The sequence below is a fragment of the Pseudonocardia sp. ICBG1034 genome, assembly GCF_020131375.1.
Classification (GTDB): domain Bacteria; phylum Actinomycetota; class Actinomycetes; order Mycobacteriales; family Pseudonocardiaceae; genus Pseudonocardia; species Pseudonocardia alni.
Window position 1 is genome coordinate 1 of sequence record NZ_JAHLEK010000029.1, and the last position, 17060, is coordinate 17060.

20 protein-coding genes and 1 pseudogene are annotated in these 17060 nt (G+C 69.6%); 18 read left to right on the top strand and 3 right to left on the bottom strand.

Annotated elements, in window-relative coordinates; translation table 11 throughout:
- From KPF22_RS32600 to KPF22_RS31330, 5 genes are all read left to right on the top strand, one after another.
- The coding region (locus tag KPF22_RS32600) for an AMP-binding protein (RefSeq protein ID WP_255625444.1) at positions 1-465 on the top strand (465 nt) is incomplete at its 5' end.
- Positions 432-1682, top strand: coding sequence for an AMP-binding protein (locus tag KPF22_RS32605; protein ID WP_255625445.1), 1251 nt, complete (start codon positions 432-434; stop codon positions 1680-1682). The genes KPF22_RS32600 and KPF22_RS32605, both read left to right, overlap by 34 nt.
- The gene (locus tag KPF22_RS31320) at positions 1675-2463 is read left to right on the top strand and encodes an enoyl-CoA hydratase/isomerase family protein (protein ID WP_161152136.1); all 789 of its coding nucleotides are present in this window, start codon (positions 1675-1677) and stop codon (positions 2461-2463) included. Before KPF22_RS32605 ends, KPF22_RS31320 begins: the two co-directional genes overlap by 8 nt.
- A gap of 13 nt (positions 2464-2476) precedes the next feature.
- Entirely contained in the window at positions 2477-3628 is a 1152-nt protein-coding gene (locus KPF22_RS31325; protein ID WP_161152135.1) for an acyl-CoA dehydrogenase family protein, read from the top strand.
- A 164-nt stretch (positions 3629-3792) separates the two neighbouring features.
- Entirely contained in the window at positions 3793-4380 is a 588-nt protein-coding gene (locus KPF22_RS31330) for a recombinase family protein (protein ID WP_224404246.1), read from the top strand.
- A 128-nt stretch (positions 4381-4508) separates the two neighbouring features.
- Here KPF22_RS31330 and KPF22_RS31335 read toward each other — a convergent pair whose 3' ends face one another.
- On the bottom strand, positions 4509-4742 hold the full coding sequence (locus KPF22_RS31335; protein ID WP_224404247.1) for a maleylpyruvate isomerase N-terminal domain-containing protein: 234 nt from the start codon (positions 4740-4742) through the stop codon (positions 4509-4511).
- A gap of 177 nt (positions 4743-4919) precedes the next feature.
- Here KPF22_RS31335 and KPF22_RS31340 point away from each other — a divergent pair, with 177 nt between their 5' ends.
- The 5 genes from KPF22_RS31340 (at position 4920) to KPF22_RS31360 (ending at position 7565) form a co-directional block, all read left to right on the top strand.
- Positions 4920-5168, top strand: coding sequence for a hypothetical protein (locus KPF22_RS31340; RefSeq protein WP_224404248.1), 249 nt, complete (start codon positions 4920-4922; stop codon positions 5166-5168).
- Positions 5169-5450: 282 nt separating this feature from the next.
- Positions 5451-5771, top strand: a complete 321-nt coding sequence (locus KPF22_RS31345; RefSeq protein ID WP_224404249.1) for a hypothetical protein — start codon at positions 5451-5453, stop codon at positions 5769-5771.
- A gap of 103 nt (positions 5772-5874) precedes the next feature.
- Positions 5875-6504 (top strand): ParA family protein, encoded by a 630-nt coding sequence (locus KPF22_RS31350; protein WP_224404250.1) that lies wholly within the window; start codon positions 5875-5877, stop codon positions 6502-6504.
- A gap of 128 nt (positions 6505-6632) precedes the next feature.
- On the top strand, positions 6633-6824 hold the full coding sequence (locus KPF22_RS31355; protein ID WP_224404251.1) for a hypothetical protein: 192 nt from the start codon (positions 6633-6635) through the stop codon (positions 6822-6824).
- A 282-nt stretch (positions 6825-7106) separates the two neighbouring features.
- Positions 7107-7565 carry a hypothetical protein gene (locus KPF22_RS31360; protein ID WP_224404252.1) on the top strand — a complete coding sequence of 153 codons (459 nt, stop codon included), beginning with the start codon at positions 7107-7109 and terminating at the stop codon, positions 7563-7565.
- A 960-nt stretch (positions 7566-8525) separates the two neighbouring features.
- Here KPF22_RS31360 and KPF22_RS31365 read toward each other — a convergent pair.
- Complete coding sequence (locus KPF22_RS31365; RefSeq protein ID WP_224404253.1) at positions 8526-8909, bottom strand: hypothetical protein; 384 nt, start codon at positions 8907-8909, stop codon at positions 8526-8528.
- On the bottom strand, positions 8906-9442 hold the full coding sequence (locus KPF22_RS31370; protein ID WP_224404254.1) for a hypothetical protein: 537 nt from the start codon (positions 9440-9442) through the stop codon (positions 8906-8908). The genes KPF22_RS31365 and KPF22_RS31370 overlap by 4 nt, the downstream gene beginning before the upstream one ends.
- Positions 9443-9697: 255 nt before the next feature.
- Here KPF22_RS31370 and KPF22_RS31375 point away from each other — a divergent pair, with 255 nt between their 5' ends.
- From KPF22_RS31375 to KPF22_RS33795, 8 genes and pseudogenes are all read left to right on the top strand, one after another.
- A complete protein-coding gene (locus tag KPF22_RS31375) occupies positions 9698-9955 on the top strand; it encodes a type II toxin-antitoxin system prevent-host-death family antitoxin (protein WP_224404255.1) in 258 nt (85 codons plus the stop codon).
- A gap of 3 nt (positions 9956-9958) precedes the next feature.
- The gene (locus KPF22_RS31380) at positions 9959-10243 is read left to right on the top strand and encodes a type II toxin-antitoxin system RelE/ParE family toxin (RefSeq protein ID WP_224404256.1); all 285 of its coding nucleotides are present in this window, start codon (positions 9959-9961) and stop codon (positions 10241-10243) included.
- A gap of 240 nt (positions 10244-10483) precedes the next feature.
- Complete coding sequence (locus KPF22_RS31385; RefSeq protein WP_224404257.1) at positions 10484-10717, top strand: hypothetical protein; 234 nt, start codon at positions 10484-10486, stop codon at positions 10715-10717.
- The gene (locus tag KPF22_RS32610; protein ID WP_255625446.1) at positions 10714-10848 is read left to right on the top strand and encodes a hypothetical protein; all 135 of its coding nucleotides are present in this window, start codon (positions 10714-10716) and stop codon (positions 10846-10848) included. The genes KPF22_RS31385 and KPF22_RS32610 overlap by 4 nt, the downstream gene beginning before the upstream one ends.
- Before the next feature lie 17 nt (positions 10849-10865).
- Complete coding sequence (locus tag KPF22_RS31390) at positions 10866-11501, top strand: hypothetical protein (protein WP_224404258.1); 636 nt, start codon at positions 10866-10868, stop codon at positions 11499-11501.
- 2624 nt (positions 11502-14125) lie between these two features.
- The gene (locus KPF22_RS31395) at positions 14126-14785 is read left to right on the top strand and encodes a hypothetical protein (protein WP_224404259.1); all 660 of its coding nucleotides are present in this window, start codon (positions 14126-14128) and stop codon (positions 14783-14785) included.
- Complete coding sequence (locus tag KPF22_RS31400; RefSeq protein ID WP_224404260.1) at positions 14782-16869, top strand: type IV secretion system DNA-binding domain-containing protein; 2088 nt, start codon at positions 14782-14784, stop codon at positions 16867-16869. The genes KPF22_RS31395 and KPF22_RS31400 overlap by 4 nt, the downstream gene beginning before the upstream one ends.
- Before the next feature lie 14 nt (positions 16870-16883).
- Positions 16884-17027: pseudogene (locus KPF22_RS33795) on the top strand (DnaJ domain-containing protein); the annotation flags it as partial.
- Positions 17028-17060: the final 33 nt, after the last annotated feature.

Here is a 17060-nt window from a genome sequence, read left to right on the forward strand (position 1 = left end):
TCCCTCGTGCCGGCACCCACCCGCACCGTCGTGACCGGATACCCGTCCACGATGGGCGACGACGTCCAGCTCAACACCACCACCCTGATCCGGCACGCCGCCCGGACCCACGGCGACCGCGAGATCGTCTACCGGCTCCCGGACGGCGGCTGGGGCCGCTACACCTACGCCGACGCCTACGACCGCATCGTGCGCGGGGCGAACGCCCTGGCCGGCCTCGGCGCCGGCCCGGCCACCCGGGTCGGCATCCTCGACTGGAACAGCCGCCGTCACTACGAGCTCTACTGGGCGATCCCCGGTCTCGGGTCGGTGATGGTGCAGCTCAACCTGCGCCTGGGGCCCGAGGACCTCTCCTTCGTCGTCGCCGACAGCGGGACCTCGATCGTCTGCGTGGACGAGACGCTGCTGCCGGTCGCCGAGGCCGTGCCCCGATGCTGCCCGACGTCACCGCGTGGGTCGTGCTGACGGACAAGCCGCTCGACCAGATCAGCACGACGCTGCCGAACGTGCACCACTACGAGGACCTCGTCGCTGCCGCGGCGCCCCGGATCGACTGGCCGGAGATCGACGAACGCTCCGCCTACGGCGCCTGCTACACGACCGGCACCACCGGCCGGCCGAAGGGCGTCTACTACTCGCACCGCGCGATCTGCCTGCACTCCTTCTCGCTCGCCACGAACATCGGCATGACCCTCGACGACTGCACGATGCTGATCACGCCGATGTTCCACGGACAGGCCTGGGGCCTGCCGCAGGCGGCCACCCTGACCGCCAACAAGATCGTCTTGCCGGGCCGGTACACGGCCGAGGACACCAGGCCGCTCACCGACGCGCTGATCGCCGAGGACGTGACCGTCACCAACGGTGCTCCCGCGATCTTCGGGCCGATGCTGGACTACATCCGCTCGCTCGAGGACAAGCCCGACCTGGGACGGCTGCGGATGATGTCGGGCGCGACCGAGCCGCCGCTGTCGTTGATGCGCGGCTTCGCCGAGCTGACCGGCGCGGAGATCGTGCACGCCTACGGCGCGACCGAGACCACGCCGCTGGTCACCATGAACCGGTACAAGCCGGGCGTGCGTGCCCGGCTGTCCGGTGACGACCTGCTCGAGCTCAAGCGCAAGCAGGGGCTCCCCGCCACCCTGGTCGACGTCCGGCTCGTCGACGCGGCCGGCGAGGACGTCCCGCACGACGGCGTCGCCCAGGGCGAGATCTGTGTGCGCGGCCCGTGGATCACCACGCGCTATCACAACATGGCCGATGCCGACGACCGTTTCACGGGCGGCTGGTGGCGCAGCGGCGACGTCGGCACGATCGACCCGGACGGCTACCTCAAGGTCACCGACCGGCTCAAGGACGTGATCAAGAGCGGCGGCGAGTGGATCTCCTCCATCGACATGGAGAACCTGCTGGCCGGCCACCCCGCCGTCGCCCAGGCGGCGGTCGTCGGGCTGCCGCACCCCAAGTGGCAGGAGCGGCCGTTCGTGCTCATCGTCCCGACCCCCGGGCACGAGGTGACGCTCGCGGACCTGCATGCGCACCTGTCGTCGGCGTTCGCGTCCTGGCAGCTGCCGGAGTCCTTCATCACGGTCAGCGAGATCCCCCGCACCAGCGTCGGCAAGTGCGACAAGAAGACCATCCGCACGACGTGGGCCGGTCACTACGGCGGTACCGATGACTGAGCAGCCCACCGAGACCCTGGTCTCCGCCGAGCGGCACGGCCCGGTCGCACTGCTCACGCTGGAGCACGTCGGGTCCTACAACGCGCTCGGCCGCGACCTGGTCGCCGAGCTGACCGGCCGGCTCACCGACGCGGCCGCCGACCCGGATGTGCGCGTCGTGGTCGTCACCGGCGCCGGCCCGGCGTTCTGCGCCGGCGCCGACATCGCCGAGGTCCCGGCCATGATCGGCGCCGCGCCGACCGACGAGCTGCCGTTCGACCGGCTCTTCGACGTCCTCACCGACTACCCGACACCGACGGTCGCGGCCGTGCGCGGCATCGCGTACGGCGGCGGGTGCGAGCTGGCGTTGGCCTGCGACATCGCGATCGCCGGCCATTCGGCCCGGTTCGCCGTCCCCGAGGTCAAGCTCGGGGTCATTCCCGGGGCCGGTGGCACGCAGCGGCTCGTGCACGCCGTCGGCAAGGCCAAGGCGATGCGCATGCTGCTGTCCGGCGACGCGGTCGACGCCGCATGGGCCTGCGACGCCGGGCTGGTCGCCGACGTGGTCGACGATGACGAGGTCGTCCCGGCCGCGATCGGGCTGGCCCGCCGCATCGCCGGGAACGCGCCGCGCGCCGTGGCACTCGCCGCGGACGCCGCCCGCCGAGCCCACGACCAGCCGCTGCGGGAAGGGCTGGCGACCGAACGCCACAACTTCCTGCGCGCGCTCGGCACCGACGACGCCCGCGAGGGGCTGTCCGCCTTCACCGCGGGCCGCACACCAGCCTTCACCGGCCGATGAGAGGGAGCATCCGATGATTCTCGACGACTACCGCGCCCCCTGGGCCACCCAGGAGCTCGACGACCTCCGCGGGCTCGCCCGCACCTTCATCGCGAAGGAGGTCGTGCCGAACCAGGAGCGCTGGGCGGCGGCGCACATGGTCGACCGCGAGTTCTGGCGGGCCGCCGGCCGGGCCGGGCTGCTCTGCATCAGCATCCCCGAGGAGTACGGCGGCGGCGGCGCGACGTTCGCCCATGAGGCCGTCATCGCCGAGGAGCAGGCCCGCGTCGGTGACGACGCCTGGGCCAACATGGTCCACAGCACGATCGTCGCGCACTACATCAACGCGTTCGGTACCGAGGAGCAGAAGCAGCGCTGGCTGCCCGGCATGGCCTCCGGTGACCTCGTCGGCGCGATCGCCATGACCGAACCCGGAACCGGCTCGGACCTCCAAAGCGTCCGCACCCGCGCCCGCCGCGACGGCGACCACTATGTGATCGACGGTGCCAAGACGTTCATCTCCAACGGCACCCACTGCGACCTGCTGGTCGTCGTCGCCCGCACCGGGGACGACGAGGGCGGCAAGGGGCTGTCCCTCATCGTCGCCGAGACCGAGGGCCTGGAGGGCTTCGAGCGCGGCCGCGTGCTGGACAAGATCGGCCAGCACGGCCAGGACACCCGGGAGCTGTTCTTCTCCGGCATGCGGGTCCCGGCGGGCAACCTGCTCGGCACCCAGGGACGCGGCTTCGCACAGCTGATGCAGCAACTGCCGCAGGAACGACTGATCATCGCGGTGGCCGGCGCCGCGGCCGCCACCGCGGCAGTCCGCGAGACGATCGCCTACGTGAAGGAGCGGGAGGCGTTCGGTCAGAACCTGATGAGCTTCCAGAACACCCGCTTCGTGCTCGCCGAGTGCGCCACCGACGCGACGGCCGCCCGCAGCATGGTCGACGGGTTCATCCCCCGCCACATGGCGGGCGAGCTGGACGCCGCGTCCGCTTCGATGGCGAAGTTCTTCTGCACCGACGTGCAGAACAACGTCGTCGACCGCTGCCTGCAGCTGTTCGGCGGGTACGGCTACATGAACGAGTACCCGATCGCGCGCATGTTCACCTCGGCCCGCGTGCAGAAGATCTACGGCGGCACCAACGAGATCATGAAGGAGCTTGTTGCCCGGTCCCTGTGAGAAGGCCGTCCACCAGATGGAGCGTCGATATCCCACGAGAGGAACCCCTACCGGCACTCCCGCCGGTAGGCCACGGCGCACGAGAAGCGCGAGGTCGGCGAGTGCCGTAAGGGTGGTTCGGTGATGGTTACCGGTGAAGGGGGGTTATCCGGCACACTGTGCCGGTGACCGGACTGAAGATCGGCTACGCGCGAGTGTCCACCGACGACCAAGACCTCACCGCGCAACGCGACGCCCTCGCTGCGCTCGGCGTCGATCCCGACCGCGTGTACGTCGATCACGGCCTGACCGGAACCAACCGCGACCGCCCCGGCCTGCGCGAGGCGATGGCCGCCTGCCGCGCCGGCGACGCCCTGGTCGTCACGAAGCTCGACCGACTTGCGCGGTCCCTGCCCGACGCCCGCGACATCGTCGCCGAGCTCACCGCCCGCGACGTCGCGCTCAGCCTGGGCGGGTCGGTGCACGACCCGACCGACCCGGTCGGCAGGCTGTTGTTCAACGTGCTGGCCATGGTCGCCGAGTTCGAATCCGACCTCGCCCGGATGAGGACCCGCGAAGGCATGAAGGTCGCCCGCGCCAAGGGGCGGCTACGCGGCAAGCAGCCCAAGCTGTCCCCTCGCCAGGAAGCCCACCTCGTCGCCCTGCACGGCGCCGGCGAGCACACGATCAGCGAGCTGGAGGAGCTGTTCTCCGTCACGCGCTCGACGGTGTACCGGGCCCTGGCCCGCGGCCGAGCTCGCGCGACGACCTGATCGCTACTTTGCCCCTGGGGTCAGCTTCGGGAGTCCCTTCTCCCAGCTTCGAGCGTCCAGGCTCTACCGATGGATCCAGCTTCACGGGCCGTCGACGGCGTCCATATCCGCCCGATCCTCGGCGATTACTACGGCGACCCCACGTCCTGGGGCGCTCTCGGCTCATGCACGTCGAACGCATCGGCACCGAGGAGGCAGATGGCCAGTTGGTTACCCGTGACAACGTGATTCACCAGATCCAGGACGTTCCAGTCGGCACAGGGCGTCGGGGCCGTCCACTGCGAGTCGGTCACCGCCGCAAGCCGGGCGCTGAACAGTTCCGTTCCCATCTGCAGGAGATCCCGCGGTTCATGCATGACCATCTTGTTCAGGGTGGCAGCGTTCGTACGAATCGGGGCGGGTCGGAACGAGCCCGAGCCGGGGTGACTAGTCCCCCTGGAAGTCGTGTTGATCCGCACGAGACGGCTGGGAGCGCGGCGCCCGCGTGCGATGCTGAGCCGGCCAGGCAGCCGTGACGAGATCCGATATGGAGGGCCGGGATGCAGTCGCTTGTGGGCGTCGTTCTGATCGCGGTCGGCGTGGTCCTGGTGCTGCGGGCGGCGAGCATGACGCTGCGCAGCGGTGGGGATCTTGTCGCGATGCTGACGATCAGTCCGGCGGCGGAGCGCAGTGCGGCCGACGAGTTGGACACCGCTGCCCGGAACCGGTCGATTGTCGGGCGACTGCGTGCACGGAGGTTCGACGCTGAGGTGGCGGAGCTCAACAAGCGGTTGGGCGGCAATGGCTGAGCCGGCGGCAACGACACGTCGCGAGATCGAGCAGGTGGGGGAGACGGTGTGAGCCGGTCAGAGCGGCGCTCGGGGTGCTTGAAGCCCGGCCTACTGGCGGGCGTCGGTTTGTTGTTCATCGTCAGCGGATGCCTAGCGATTCAGTCCGGCGCCTCGGTGGGCGTTTCGCCCGGGACGCAGAACCCGTCCGGGCAGCCGGTTGCTGGTCCGCCCGCGCAACCGCCACCCCCGCGGGCCGCGACGTGGACCGGGACACTGCGGGTCACTGACCCGGGCGTCAACATGAGCGAGCAGCCGCCGAAGGTCGACACGATCGGCGGCACGTCAACCGTGCGGTTCGATGCCGACGACGGCACCCTCGCGGTGGACGGCGGGGGGCCGGCCGCGCTCTGGACCGAGGAGCGTGACCCGACCTACGAGGACTGCGTCGCCCGGCTGGGGGTGCAGGCGTTGGGCCGCCGGGAGATCCAGAGCATCCCGTATGTGCGCGGCCAGGGCTTGTGCGTGGTGACCTTCGCCAATCGGGCGGTGGCGTTCGTCCGTGGCGTGAGCGCGGTGGACGGAGACGCTGTGCAGATGCGTGCTGTTCGCTGGCCGAACTGAACCTCCGCTAGGGGGCCTGTCACGCTGGCTCGGAGAAGCCTGATCTGCTGAACTACTGCACTAACTGAGCCACCTGAGCCACCTGAACCCCCGGGAGTCCGGCGTGATCCTCACCGTCATGAACCTGAAGGGCGGGAGCACGAAGACGACCAGCTCGGCGTTCCTCGCTCACGCCCTGGCCGAGAACGGCCACCGCGTCCTGATCATCGACGCCGACCCGCAGGCCAGCATCACCCGCTGGGCCGAGATGGCGGAGTGGACCATCCCCGTTCGCGGCATGGCCACGGGGCGACTGCACGTCCCCGGCGTCGGGGTGGACCTGGAGGCCAGCGACTACGACGCCGTCGTCATCGACACCCCACCCACCGAGAAAGAGCGGGGCATCGTCGAGTCTGCGATCCGCGCCGCCACACACGTCCTGGTCCCACTGGCCCCGACCTCGGCAGAGGTGGAGCGGATGCCCGTGGTGAAAGAGCTGGTCGATGACCTGGCCCACCTTGGTGGGCATGCGACTCCGCCGGAGGCTGCGGCGATGTTCACCCGGACTAACGCCCGCGCCGTGGCAAACGCCGAGTACCGGGAGCTGTTGGAGTCCGAGGGCTGGCGGGTGCTGCGGGCGCACGTGTCCCAGCTCCAGCGGTTCGCGCAGTCCTTCGGCGGCCCGATCGAGCGGGCGGCAGCGACCGCCTACGGGGATGCACTCACCGAGCTGACGGGGACCTCGATCCGATGAGCGACGCCAGAAGCCGGGCCCGGTCACTGCGGGGCCGCTCGGAGAAAGCCGCAGCGGCCGAATCCGCGGCCGCGGAGAAGGTCCAGACGCGGCCGGCCCCCGACAGCGGCCGGAAGGTCCGCCAAACCGTGGATCTCACCCAGGACAATCACAAGGCCCTAGCGACGTGGCGACTCGACACAGCGGTGGCGCTGGGCCGGACCCGGCTCACTACCCAAGACGTGCTGCGGGCTGCCGTCGACGTGCTGCTCGCCGACGAGGCCACAGCCCGCCGAGTGCGAATCCGGCTCGAAGAGATCCAAGAGGCCGAGGAGCGCTGAGCGATGGTGTGGAGACCTTGGCCGCGGCGTAAAGACGCCGGGACGCCGGAGGACGATGGCGCGGCTCCGCCGGCCGCTACCGGGCGGGCCAGCGCTATGTACGAAGCGTTGAGCGAGTTGGGGGTCGGCCCGCTCAACGCGGAGCAGCGGCAGATGGTGATTGCGCCAGCGAACGCCCGCGCAGTGTTCTCCGACCATCCGGCGGTAGGTCTCGGAGCGCGCACCGATGCCACGGCTGACGCTGGCTCAGCGAGAGTGACGAGTTTTGGGTTCGCACCGAGCGTGAGCCCGGACCTGGCGAGAGTGGACGGCCCAGAGACGGCCGAAGCGCTGCCGGTGTTACTGCTCGAGCCCCGGCACGCGTTCCACTGGCACGCTCCGGGCTATGGGCAAGTGGAGGCCCAGGTTCAGGCGATGTGCCGCGGCGGGTTCAGCCTGTGGACGAGCGCTCTGATGGCGTTGGTGCGGGTCCCCGGCTGGACGCTGTCTCGAACCAGCCCAGAGCTGTTGGAGCTGCACGGCCCCGGGGGCCGCTGGGCGCACACCACTCTGACTCCGGACCCGCAATGGGTTGCAGCCGCCACGAGCCAGCATGTCGTCCTGGTCGTCTACGGTCCCGCCATTGGTGTTCGCAGCGACGACGCGAACAGCGAGTACCCGGACAGTAGCCGCAAGGCCGAACTCGACGAGTTCCGGGAGATCGGTTACGTGAGTGCGGGCATCGTCGCTTTTGACCACTGAGTGAGATGGGGTCAGCTGAGTAGCCGGGTTGGGCCCATGGGGTACCGACACCCTGCCGAATCCATCTCTCCAACAATCAAGGCGCCGCCTCCGGCGGCGCGGGGCCGGCCACGCCGGCCCCGGCGCTCGCTCACTACACCTCCGGCCCGTTCGCAGCGCCGGGGCCGGCTACCCGGCGCCCGCATCGCCAGAGCGGTGACTGTGGAACCCCATGACCAAGTCCGCGGAGGCAACGCGTGGCAGCGATGACCAGCAGTTATCCACAGCTCGTCGTTCACGCATCCACATACCTGCCGTCCTGCTTCACGGAGACCTGCTGCGATGCTGCGACGTATGACGTCCGAGGACCCGCGAACCACCTTCGTTCGTAACGCTGCCGTCGAGGCGCAGCTAGATCTACCGGACCATGTGATCAACCGTGTGGCAGCAGATCGCTCCATCCCAGATGGCGAGGTAGCAGGGGCGCTGATCCGCGTCTCCGCATTTGCTCGACTCTCCTCGGTAACCCCAGCAGTTGATCTGACAGAGCGCCTCCTGGCGGCAGGCCGGGGAGACGCCTGAGCTCTCTCACAGCCAACCTGGGCTCCGCCGGCCCTTTCTGGGCGCAATGCATTGCCACGACAGAACCCGGGCTCTGCCCGGACCCGACACCGCTCGGAGATCAGGGGAGTGCGGCGGGGCTGGTGACCTCCTCGCGGCGCGCCGAGACGGCAGCCAGACCGGGGAGCGGGGCGCAAGGCGGGACCCCGTGCCCTGCACCCCACTCCCCGGCCTGGCAGGGGTGAACCCGCGCCGCGAGGAGATCACCAGCAGGCCGGGCATGTGGGGGAGAAGTACTCGCCGGTGCAGCTCACGGACGATACGCGGACGCGGGCGGGTGGTCCGTGCTTACGCCGCAGGTCAGAGCCGGTATGGCAGCTCTCTGTAAATCCGCCGTCTCTCAGACCCAGAGCTGAACGATCAGCCGCGAGGCGTGAGGTCGGCTGCGCCGAGTCCCACGAGCGTCGCGGGAAGCGGCGGCCGTGCTGCGGGGTCGGCAGGTACTGGCTCGTCAGGGTTGCGGCCGTACATCGCTGTCCAGGGGGTGCGGTACTGCACCGCGTGCTCGCCGTGGCCATCGGTGGGGTGCCAGGTCGACACGGACACCACGAGCGCCCCGCAGCGTCCGCAAGAGCCGATCGCGGCGGACATGCGTTCTCCAGGGCGTAGTGGCTCGTCGAGGTGGCCCCACTCGACCGGCTCCAGGGTCAGGCGAGTGTCTTCCGGGGGCGGGTCGACCGGGCCGGATCCGACCAGGCCGTGGATGTGCGCGCCGGCATGGGTGCAGGTGTCGGTGGGGGTCATCGTGTGCTCCTGGTTGGCGCGTCGGTCGTTCGCGGTGGGGATGGGTAGGCCGCCCCCCAGCGTTCGTGGGCGGACTGACGGGTTAGACCGGCTGCCTCGCCGATCACCGTCCAGGACGCCCCGGCTGCCCGTGCTCGCCCGACCGCGCTTTCTAGATCCTCGCGAGCTGTGGTCAGCCGGGCCGCGGCATCGTGCACGGCGAGACCCGGCAGAGCCTCGGCCAGGTGGGCGCGCCACTGGCCCAGGGCGCCGTCGTCGTCCTCCTCACCCTCCACCGACTCAGGGGCGATGCTCGCCCCGGCCGGGTAGCGCTGGACCTGCTCGGCGTACACGGGATCAGCGGCCAGGACCTCGTCTCGGGACCAGAACCGCTCGCCGCGCCACCCGCAATCGCACGCCGCGCGCCAGCCCACAAACCGGCCGTTGGTCAGCTCGTCGTGGGTCCCGGTGACCGTGTCGTCATCGAGAACTGCCGCGGCGTAGCCCTCGTGGTCGTAGGCCGGCCCGTAGCCGGTATCCCAAGTCCATCCCATGCTGTCAGGATAGCCTGACAGCAGCATCATTGTCAGGCTATCCTGACGCTAGTTTTTGCAAGCGGCTTGCTAGCGCCTGAGCGACTCTAAATCGAACATAAGTCTCGATATCGGCTCGGTCGACCTGGGCAAACGCGACCCGCACGGGTTATCAGTCCAGCAAGCACCCGAGATGCCCGTTTATCCGCCTGTTGGCGGATGGTCATCCGCGCGGCGCGCCTCGACACGAGGGCGTACAAGTTGTACATTTTGCACATGACGACCGCGGAGATGTCCTCGACCGATGCGCGGAACCACTTCGCCGATGTCGTGGGCCGCGCCCAGCATGGCGGTGTCACGACCGCGATCACCAGCCACGGCAAGCGCGTCGCCGCGATCGTCCCGGCCGAGATCCTCGACCTGCTCGACGAGCTGGAGGACCGCGGGCTGTCCCGCATGGCTCGCGAGGCGAAGAGCGAGGCCGGCGAGCCCGTCGACCACGCTGCACTGCTCGCCGAGTTCGACCAGCACTGATCCGTGCCAGACGCTCCCCACTGGCAGATCACCTGGTCGGCTCCGGCAAGCAAGGCCCTGCGCAAGCTCGACCCGCAGGTGGCCCGCCGCATCCTGACCGCGGTGAGCACTCTCGCCGACGAACCGCGCCCGGCGCCGCCGACCGGGAAACCGCTCAAGGGCGAACCGGGCTCCTGGCGGCTCAAAGTCGGTGACTGGCGCGTGGTCTACGAACCGCAGGACGACCAACTCGTCGTCCTGGTCCTCACCCTCGGACATCGCCGGGAGATCTACGACCGGCTCGGCTGACGGCCAGGGGCGTCACCTTATGAGGGGGCCCGACGGCGAGCGCAGCTTGACAACACCCAGGTGTACCCGGCTATGGGCTGGTGCCCGCCATCATCTGCGGTAACATACATTTACTGATGTCAGGTACCTACTGAGATACTGAGGTACGGAGTTGCCTGACGTTGGTGTTAGCGGGGCGACGACCCGACCCAACCGGGTCGCCGTCCCTTGACCTTCACCACCAGGAAGTGGAGATGGCCCATGTCCGATTCTGCACAGCTACCCGCCGTGCGGCCCATCGTGGTCGATGGCGCGGTGGTCGCCGTGCGTTCGCACCGGATCGAGGATTCACCGCTGTACGGGAGGACGCGGCTCGCCGGCCGGATCGTCACCGATCCCGAGGAGGTCTCGGAGATCGGTGCTTGCGTGGCCTACGGGAAGCGTCCGTGGATCGTTCGGCTCCTGACCCCTGCCCCGAGGGGGTGGCGGCGGTGAGTGGCGGCCCCTGGCTGGTCTGCTCGGACTGCGGCATCGCGTTCCGGTTCGACGAGAGCCCGGCGCTCGTGCTGTGCGCGGAGTGCGCCGCCTGGCTCGACTGGATTGCCGGGGCGGTGGTCTGCGAGTGAAGCGCTGTTGTCAGACGGTGTTGGTCGGAGCCGCGATCCTGTGCGCGCTGGTGCTGTCGGCGTCGTCGACGGTCGCGCTCGCCGCGCGGGTCGGAGTGCCCGGCTGGGCGCACCCTTTTGCTGTGGGCCTGTTGGAAGTGGTCGCTGTGGCCGGTACGTGGATCTGGATGACGGACCCGCGGCTGCGACTCGAAGCCGCTGCTGCGGTCGGGATGGCGTCCACGGTGACCGGCATCGGCGGCGTTGCCGCCTATGGCTGGTTCGGGATCGTCGCGCCGCTCGGTCTGATCGTGACCGTGCACCTGATCGCCCGAGCCTGGACAGAACGGCGGCCAGCCGTGGAACGCCTGTCAGTAGTTCCTGTATCTACTGAGAATCAGGTATCTACTGAGAATCAGGTTGTTACTGAGTCTCCGGTGGCTACTGAGATTGCGGCGGGGCAGATCGCCATCGGCTACCTCGACGATGTGACCGACCAGCATCCGGTGCCCGAGGGCGCCGGGACGGTGGAGGACGCGGAGGAGCTGGCGGAGGTCCGCCGGATAGTCGCGCGCGGGCGGGGCCGGGGCACTGTCGCCGCCGAGCTGGGCGTCACGACCGCCAGGGCCCGCGTGCTGATCGACCGCGTCAGGAAGGAGTCGGCGGCAGCATGACATGCGGCGGCGGGTAGTACCGCCCCGTCACGGCTGTGCCTGTGTGGTCATCCCGTCGCATCGGCGGGCTCTGCCCGACCAGGCCGGGTGGCTGGAGGCAACCACGGGGTTCCGGTTGCCTCCAGCCACCCGGCCTGGTTGCTCCTTGGTGCGTCGATGTGACGGGATGACCACACCCTGCCCCCTCATCCTGGAGCTGAGGCCCTCCCCGGAGGGGCCGCCGGAGGCATAGGGGTTCAGTTACGTCGAAACCGTTTCGTGTTCGGCGCGTCGCGCGACGACTACCCCTGTGATCGGCTATGACTACGGACCATGACTGATTCGCCACGGAAAGGCGGTCGCAAGCATCTCGGTGAGCGGCGGCCGACGATGGTGCGTCTGCGCGAGGACCTGTGGAACGAGGTTCAGGAGATCGCCCAGCGGGAGGAGCTGCCGGTGTCTGCGGTGATCACTCGCATGGTGGCTGAGTCGCTTGGGCGGCCAGTCCCTGACTACTGCCAGCCGAAGGCCTCTGGCTCGGCTCAAGAGGAGCTGCCGGTGCCTCAGGCGTCCTGACATAGGAACGGGGTGGCCCTTGCCGGGGCCACCCCGTGATTCCTGTGCGTCACGTGGCCTGCCAGCCGCCGTGACGCCGTAGCCCCGGCGAACCGGGGCGGTTCCCTCTCCCAGCCAAAGAGAAGGGGCGCTTTCGCGTGCCCAAGTCTAGCCGAGCCGTTTCTACTACGCACGTACCCGCGCGGCCGGGGCCTTGCACGTCGAGTCGGGCCCACCCAACGAGTCGTCGGTCCGAGTATGGCCGGCGCCGGGCTGCCCGGCGGGTGGCTGCGGGCCGGTTCGCTGTGCATCCCGGATGGCGTGGCCGTGTGCCGCCTGGTCAGGTGGTCGTCATCGACCAGGTCGCCGCTCGTGAGCTCATCGACCGAGCCGTGGACACCGAGCTGTGGCGCGCCGATCGGCGCCGCGTGGCGACCGCGGTTCTGCGGACGCTGGTTGAGGCGATGGACTGGCGCAGTGGGCTGATCTCCGGAGTGACTCGTGCGACGGCCGCTGAGCGGGCCGGGGCCAGCCTCCGGACGGTGAGTCGAGTCATCGCATGGGCGACTCGGGTTGGGGTCTTGGTCTGTGTCGAGCGCGGCGCTACAGCGCAGTTTCTCGGCACCCGGGTGAACCGGGCGCCGGCGTACGTCGTGACGGCCGTGGCCGGTGTGCCGCTGCCGCGTCCACGGCGAGTGGCCGACGGCCAGGGTGTGGAGCAAATTGGCAACCCCCCCGCATCTTGCGTAAGCACTCAACCCCTTGCGCACGAGGGCCGAAACCACGCTTCGCGACAATCCCGACCATGGCCAGGCCGGGACCAGACCCGGACCGGACCCGAGCGGCGGGCAGCAACCGCGACCGTGCTGGACCGGACCGGGCTCAGCGGTCGCGTTCCGCTGTGGCGAGCCACAGCGCTGCTAGCTGGCTGGTGGCGCGCGGGCTGGTGTGTCTCTGCGCTGCTGTACGCGCTGGACCATCACCCAGACGCCCCGGACCAGTCGCGCGGAGACGCCGTGCGAGGGGCACGGGACCCGTTGGCCCTGATCGGGCACCGCCTCACGCCATGGCGGGGCAGGGCCGCGGCTCTACCGCCCTCACTCGTCTCCGTCGATCCCGAGCAGCGTCGTCGCCGTGCCGCTGCACTCGCGGCGACGCTCGGCGATGAGGAGCAGAGCCGTGGACCGGTCGCGAGCGCAGCGACCCGAGCCCAGGCGCGAGAACTGTTTTCCCGGCGTTATCAGAACCGGCGGCGGGGTGCAGTCGCATGATGGCGCATCGTCGATACAGCAAAGCTGCGATCACACATGAGAACCCGCCGGTGCAGGCCGTGAGGACGAGCACCGGTCCGGGGTTGGGGTGCGCGCACGAATTGTGCGCGGGGTGCCTCTCACGCCTCAAGGACAAGCTCGCTGACGCTCGTCGCGCAAGCGCGATCCTTGACCCGCGAGCCTCTGCACCCCGCCGGACTGGCAATTACGGGCAGGCCGGGGGCCTGCCCGTTGTTGAGTTCGTGCGCGCACCCCAACCCCTCAGGCGGTGGCCGGCCTCGCCTCTCACGTCCTCACCCGAACGGCCTGTTCCGTACCGGAACAGGTACCAATAAACTACCCCTATGCCTACATTATCCCCCTGTACTCTTGTCCCCCCCCCTAAACCAGGGGTTTAGTGGGGGTATCGTTGGGTTTATGCAGGTAGTGGTTGGGTCCGCAGCCCCCGCACCCACGCGCCACTCCACCCGCTCCGCGACCGGAGTGGCGCGTGGGTGCGGGGGCTGCTCTGTGAGTGGTCGGGTTGGGGTTAGAACTGAAAGAACAGAAGAGTGGAGAGGAGAGGTAGGAGTACAGGGGCATAAAGAAGGCAAAAGACAAAAGACAAAAGACAAAGTCAAAAGCAAAAACAAACTACAAAAACAAAAGGAATGGAGATATTAGGAAGTGTGAGAGATGGTCACGGTGTGATAGTGCGATGGTGAGTGCTGGTGATGTTTCGGATGTGATGGTCGGGGAATCGAGGACAGTGCTGTGAGTAGCGAGCGGGCGCAGAGGTCGGATATTGGGCCACGATTGACGCCGAGAGACGCAGCGGCCTTGACGTGGCTGGCCGAGCAGTACGGGGCGCCGTTGGATCTGGTGGCGCAACTGCTCGGGACGACACGGACGCGGACGTATGAGGTGGTGCGCCGCTGGAAGCGGGCGGGGTGGGTCAAGACGGGGACACCGGTGCCGGGGCCGACGTGGGTGGCGCCGACGCAGGCCACAGCGCGGGCGTATCTGGATCGGGAGCGGCTGGGCGACTGGTCGCCGTCGCCGGGTATCGCGGCGCACACGCGAGCCGTGGCGGCGGTGCGGTTGTGGTTGGGATTCGGCCCCGGCGTCGAGGGCTGGACCAGTGAGCGGCTGCTGCGGGCGGGCTCGGGGTTCCGGGCGGCGGGACAAAGTGTCGGCCATCTGGTGGATGGTCAGTACGTGCTGCGGAGCAGCGAGGGCCGCCCCGATCGCGAGGTGCTGGTCGAGGTCGAGTTGACCCCGAAGGGGCAGCGCCGGACGGCGGAGGTGGTGCACGAGGTGATCGGGCAGAGCACGCGGCGTGCTGCCGAGACCGGCATGTGGTGCGGGGTGCAGTACCTGACGACGCGGGCCGCCGTTCGTGACGTGCTCGCGGCCGTCGAGCAGAGCCGAACCCCGGACCGGCGGGTCCGGGTGGAAGCCATTGACGACGTGCCGCTGGCGTTGGAGGCGCAGTGGTGAACCTGCTGGTGATGGAGGTGGAGAGTGTGGCGTTGCTAGGTGTGCGGGACTGGCTGCCGATCCAGATCCCGAATCCGCCGCCGATCAACCCGTTCCGCGGGACCCCGCTCTGGGGCGTCGTGGTCGGGTTCGGGGTGGCGTTGCTGGTGCTGTCCGGGCCTGCCCTGGTGGTGGCCGGGCTGGTGATGTGGTGGGTGTGGTGGATGGGGTGGCCGGCATCCCGCATCCGGAACCTGGTGTTGGGCTGGTCGGTGTGCGTGCTGGCCGGGGCGGTGGTGCGGTCGCCGATCGAGGCGTGGCGCACCGGCTACGAGCGGATCGTCGGCGGGGACTGGACCGGGCTCGCCGACACGTTGGTGTTGGAGATCCTGGCCGGGCTGATCCTGGCGTGGATCGGCTGGTGGAGCGTAGAGACCACGCGCCGCTCGGGTCGCAGCCAGGAGCGCGGGGAGCGGTTCGAGCGTCGCCAGACGCTGCACCGGTCCCGGTCCGCGCGACGGCGCGGCCAGCGCAACCACACGCCGCTCGTGGCGGCGGACCGCGTGAATGGGCACGGGCTGGTGCTGGGGCAGCGGATCGAGGAGGAAACCCGGCTACGGCCGAGCGTGTGGGACATGCTGTCGGCCCGCCACCCGTGGTGGGTGACGCTGGCACCGGAGCGCCTGGCCCAGCACCTCGCGGTTGTCGGGATCACCGGGTCGGGCAAGACCTGGTTTCTGCGCCGCCTGGCGCTGGCCTGGCTGGAAGCGCAGTGGGCGCCGACGCGGCAGGCGCGGAACCAGGCCGGGAGCGGGGCCGGGGGCCCGTCGAGCCAGATTCTGGCTGGCTCGCCGAACCCCCGACCGCTGTGCATCTTCATCGACGCCAAAGGTGGCGTCGACGCCGGGGCGGACGCTGAGGCGTGGTGCGAGGCGTTTCAGGCACTCGGGATCGCGTCCGACCGCACCCTGGCGTGGCCGTTCTGGGGTCGGCTGGACATGTGGCAGATGCCGGGCCGGGACCTGGTGGAGAGCCTGGATGCGATCGCGCGCGAGCGCGAGGAGCACCCGTACTACGCCCGGCAGCGGCGGCGGCTGCTGCAGCTGGTGTGCCTAGCCCCGGACCAGCCGACCCCGAGCTGTGGGCCCGAGCTGGTCGAGCGGTTCGACCCGCGATGGCTGCGGGCCGCGTGGGAGGGCCGGTCGGAGGAGCTGGACGAGATCAAGGCGCTGGCCAAGGGGGCCGGCCGCGGTGGGTCAGCGATCAATGATGCGTGGCTGCTGTACAAGGAGCGGTTCGAGACGCTGGGACGGGATTTCGACGCCGGGATGCCGTTGAGTGACCTTGATGCGTTGTACTGCACGATCCCGGGCACGGTCGCGCGGAACGAGGCGATGGCGAAGGCCCGCGTGTTGGTCGAGCTGTTGTTGACCGAGCTGGCGCAGAACCCGCGTGAGGTGCTGTTCGTCCTCGACGAGTTCAGCGCGGTCTCTGAGGCGTTGGCGCTGCACGAGGTGGTGGAGCGCGTACGTGCGATGGGCGGCCGCGTCGTGGTCTCGGCCCAGACCTGGGAAGGGTTCGGCGCCACCGACGACCTGCGCAACCGGCTGCTGGGCGATCTGGGGACGAAGGTGGTCATGCAGACCAGCGCGCCCGAGCCGTTCTCGATGATGGCCGGGTCGCGGCGCCGGTTGGAAGCCACCCGCAAGCTCGGCGGCGACGATGGCGGGGGCCCTTCGGCACGAGTGCAAGATCAGTTCTTGCTGCCGCCGGACCGGGTGCGGCATCTCGGCGTCGGTGAGTTCGCGCTGTTCGCTACCGGCGGGTCGGGAGCGGTGACGTGGGGCTATGTGCCGCCGACGAAGCTGCCCGCGCTCGCGGCCGACGGTGCGGAGCTGGCCGATGAGCAGCAGCAGGCTCCCCGTGTGGAGGGGGAACGGCTGTCGAATCGAGAGCTGGACGGTGCGATGGAGCGGGCCACCGCCGGGGCCGGGCCGACCGACCCGGACGCTGGTTGGGACCCGCCGCCAGCGGCCCAGCGTGCGGATGAACCGGGCCCCGAGCAGTGGACGGGCTGGCCCGGTCCGGAGGGGTGGGCTCGATGACAGGGCGGGTCACGATGGAACGAGCGTCGGCGGTGTTGGGACTCGCGCCCGGTGCGAGCCCTGACGCGGTGCGGGCAGCGTTTCGGCGACGCGCACAGGAGGTGCACCCCGATCGACCGACCGGCTCGGCCGCGGCATTTCGGGAGGTAGCGGCTGCGCGTGATGTGCTGCTCGGCGCCGAGGTGGACGCG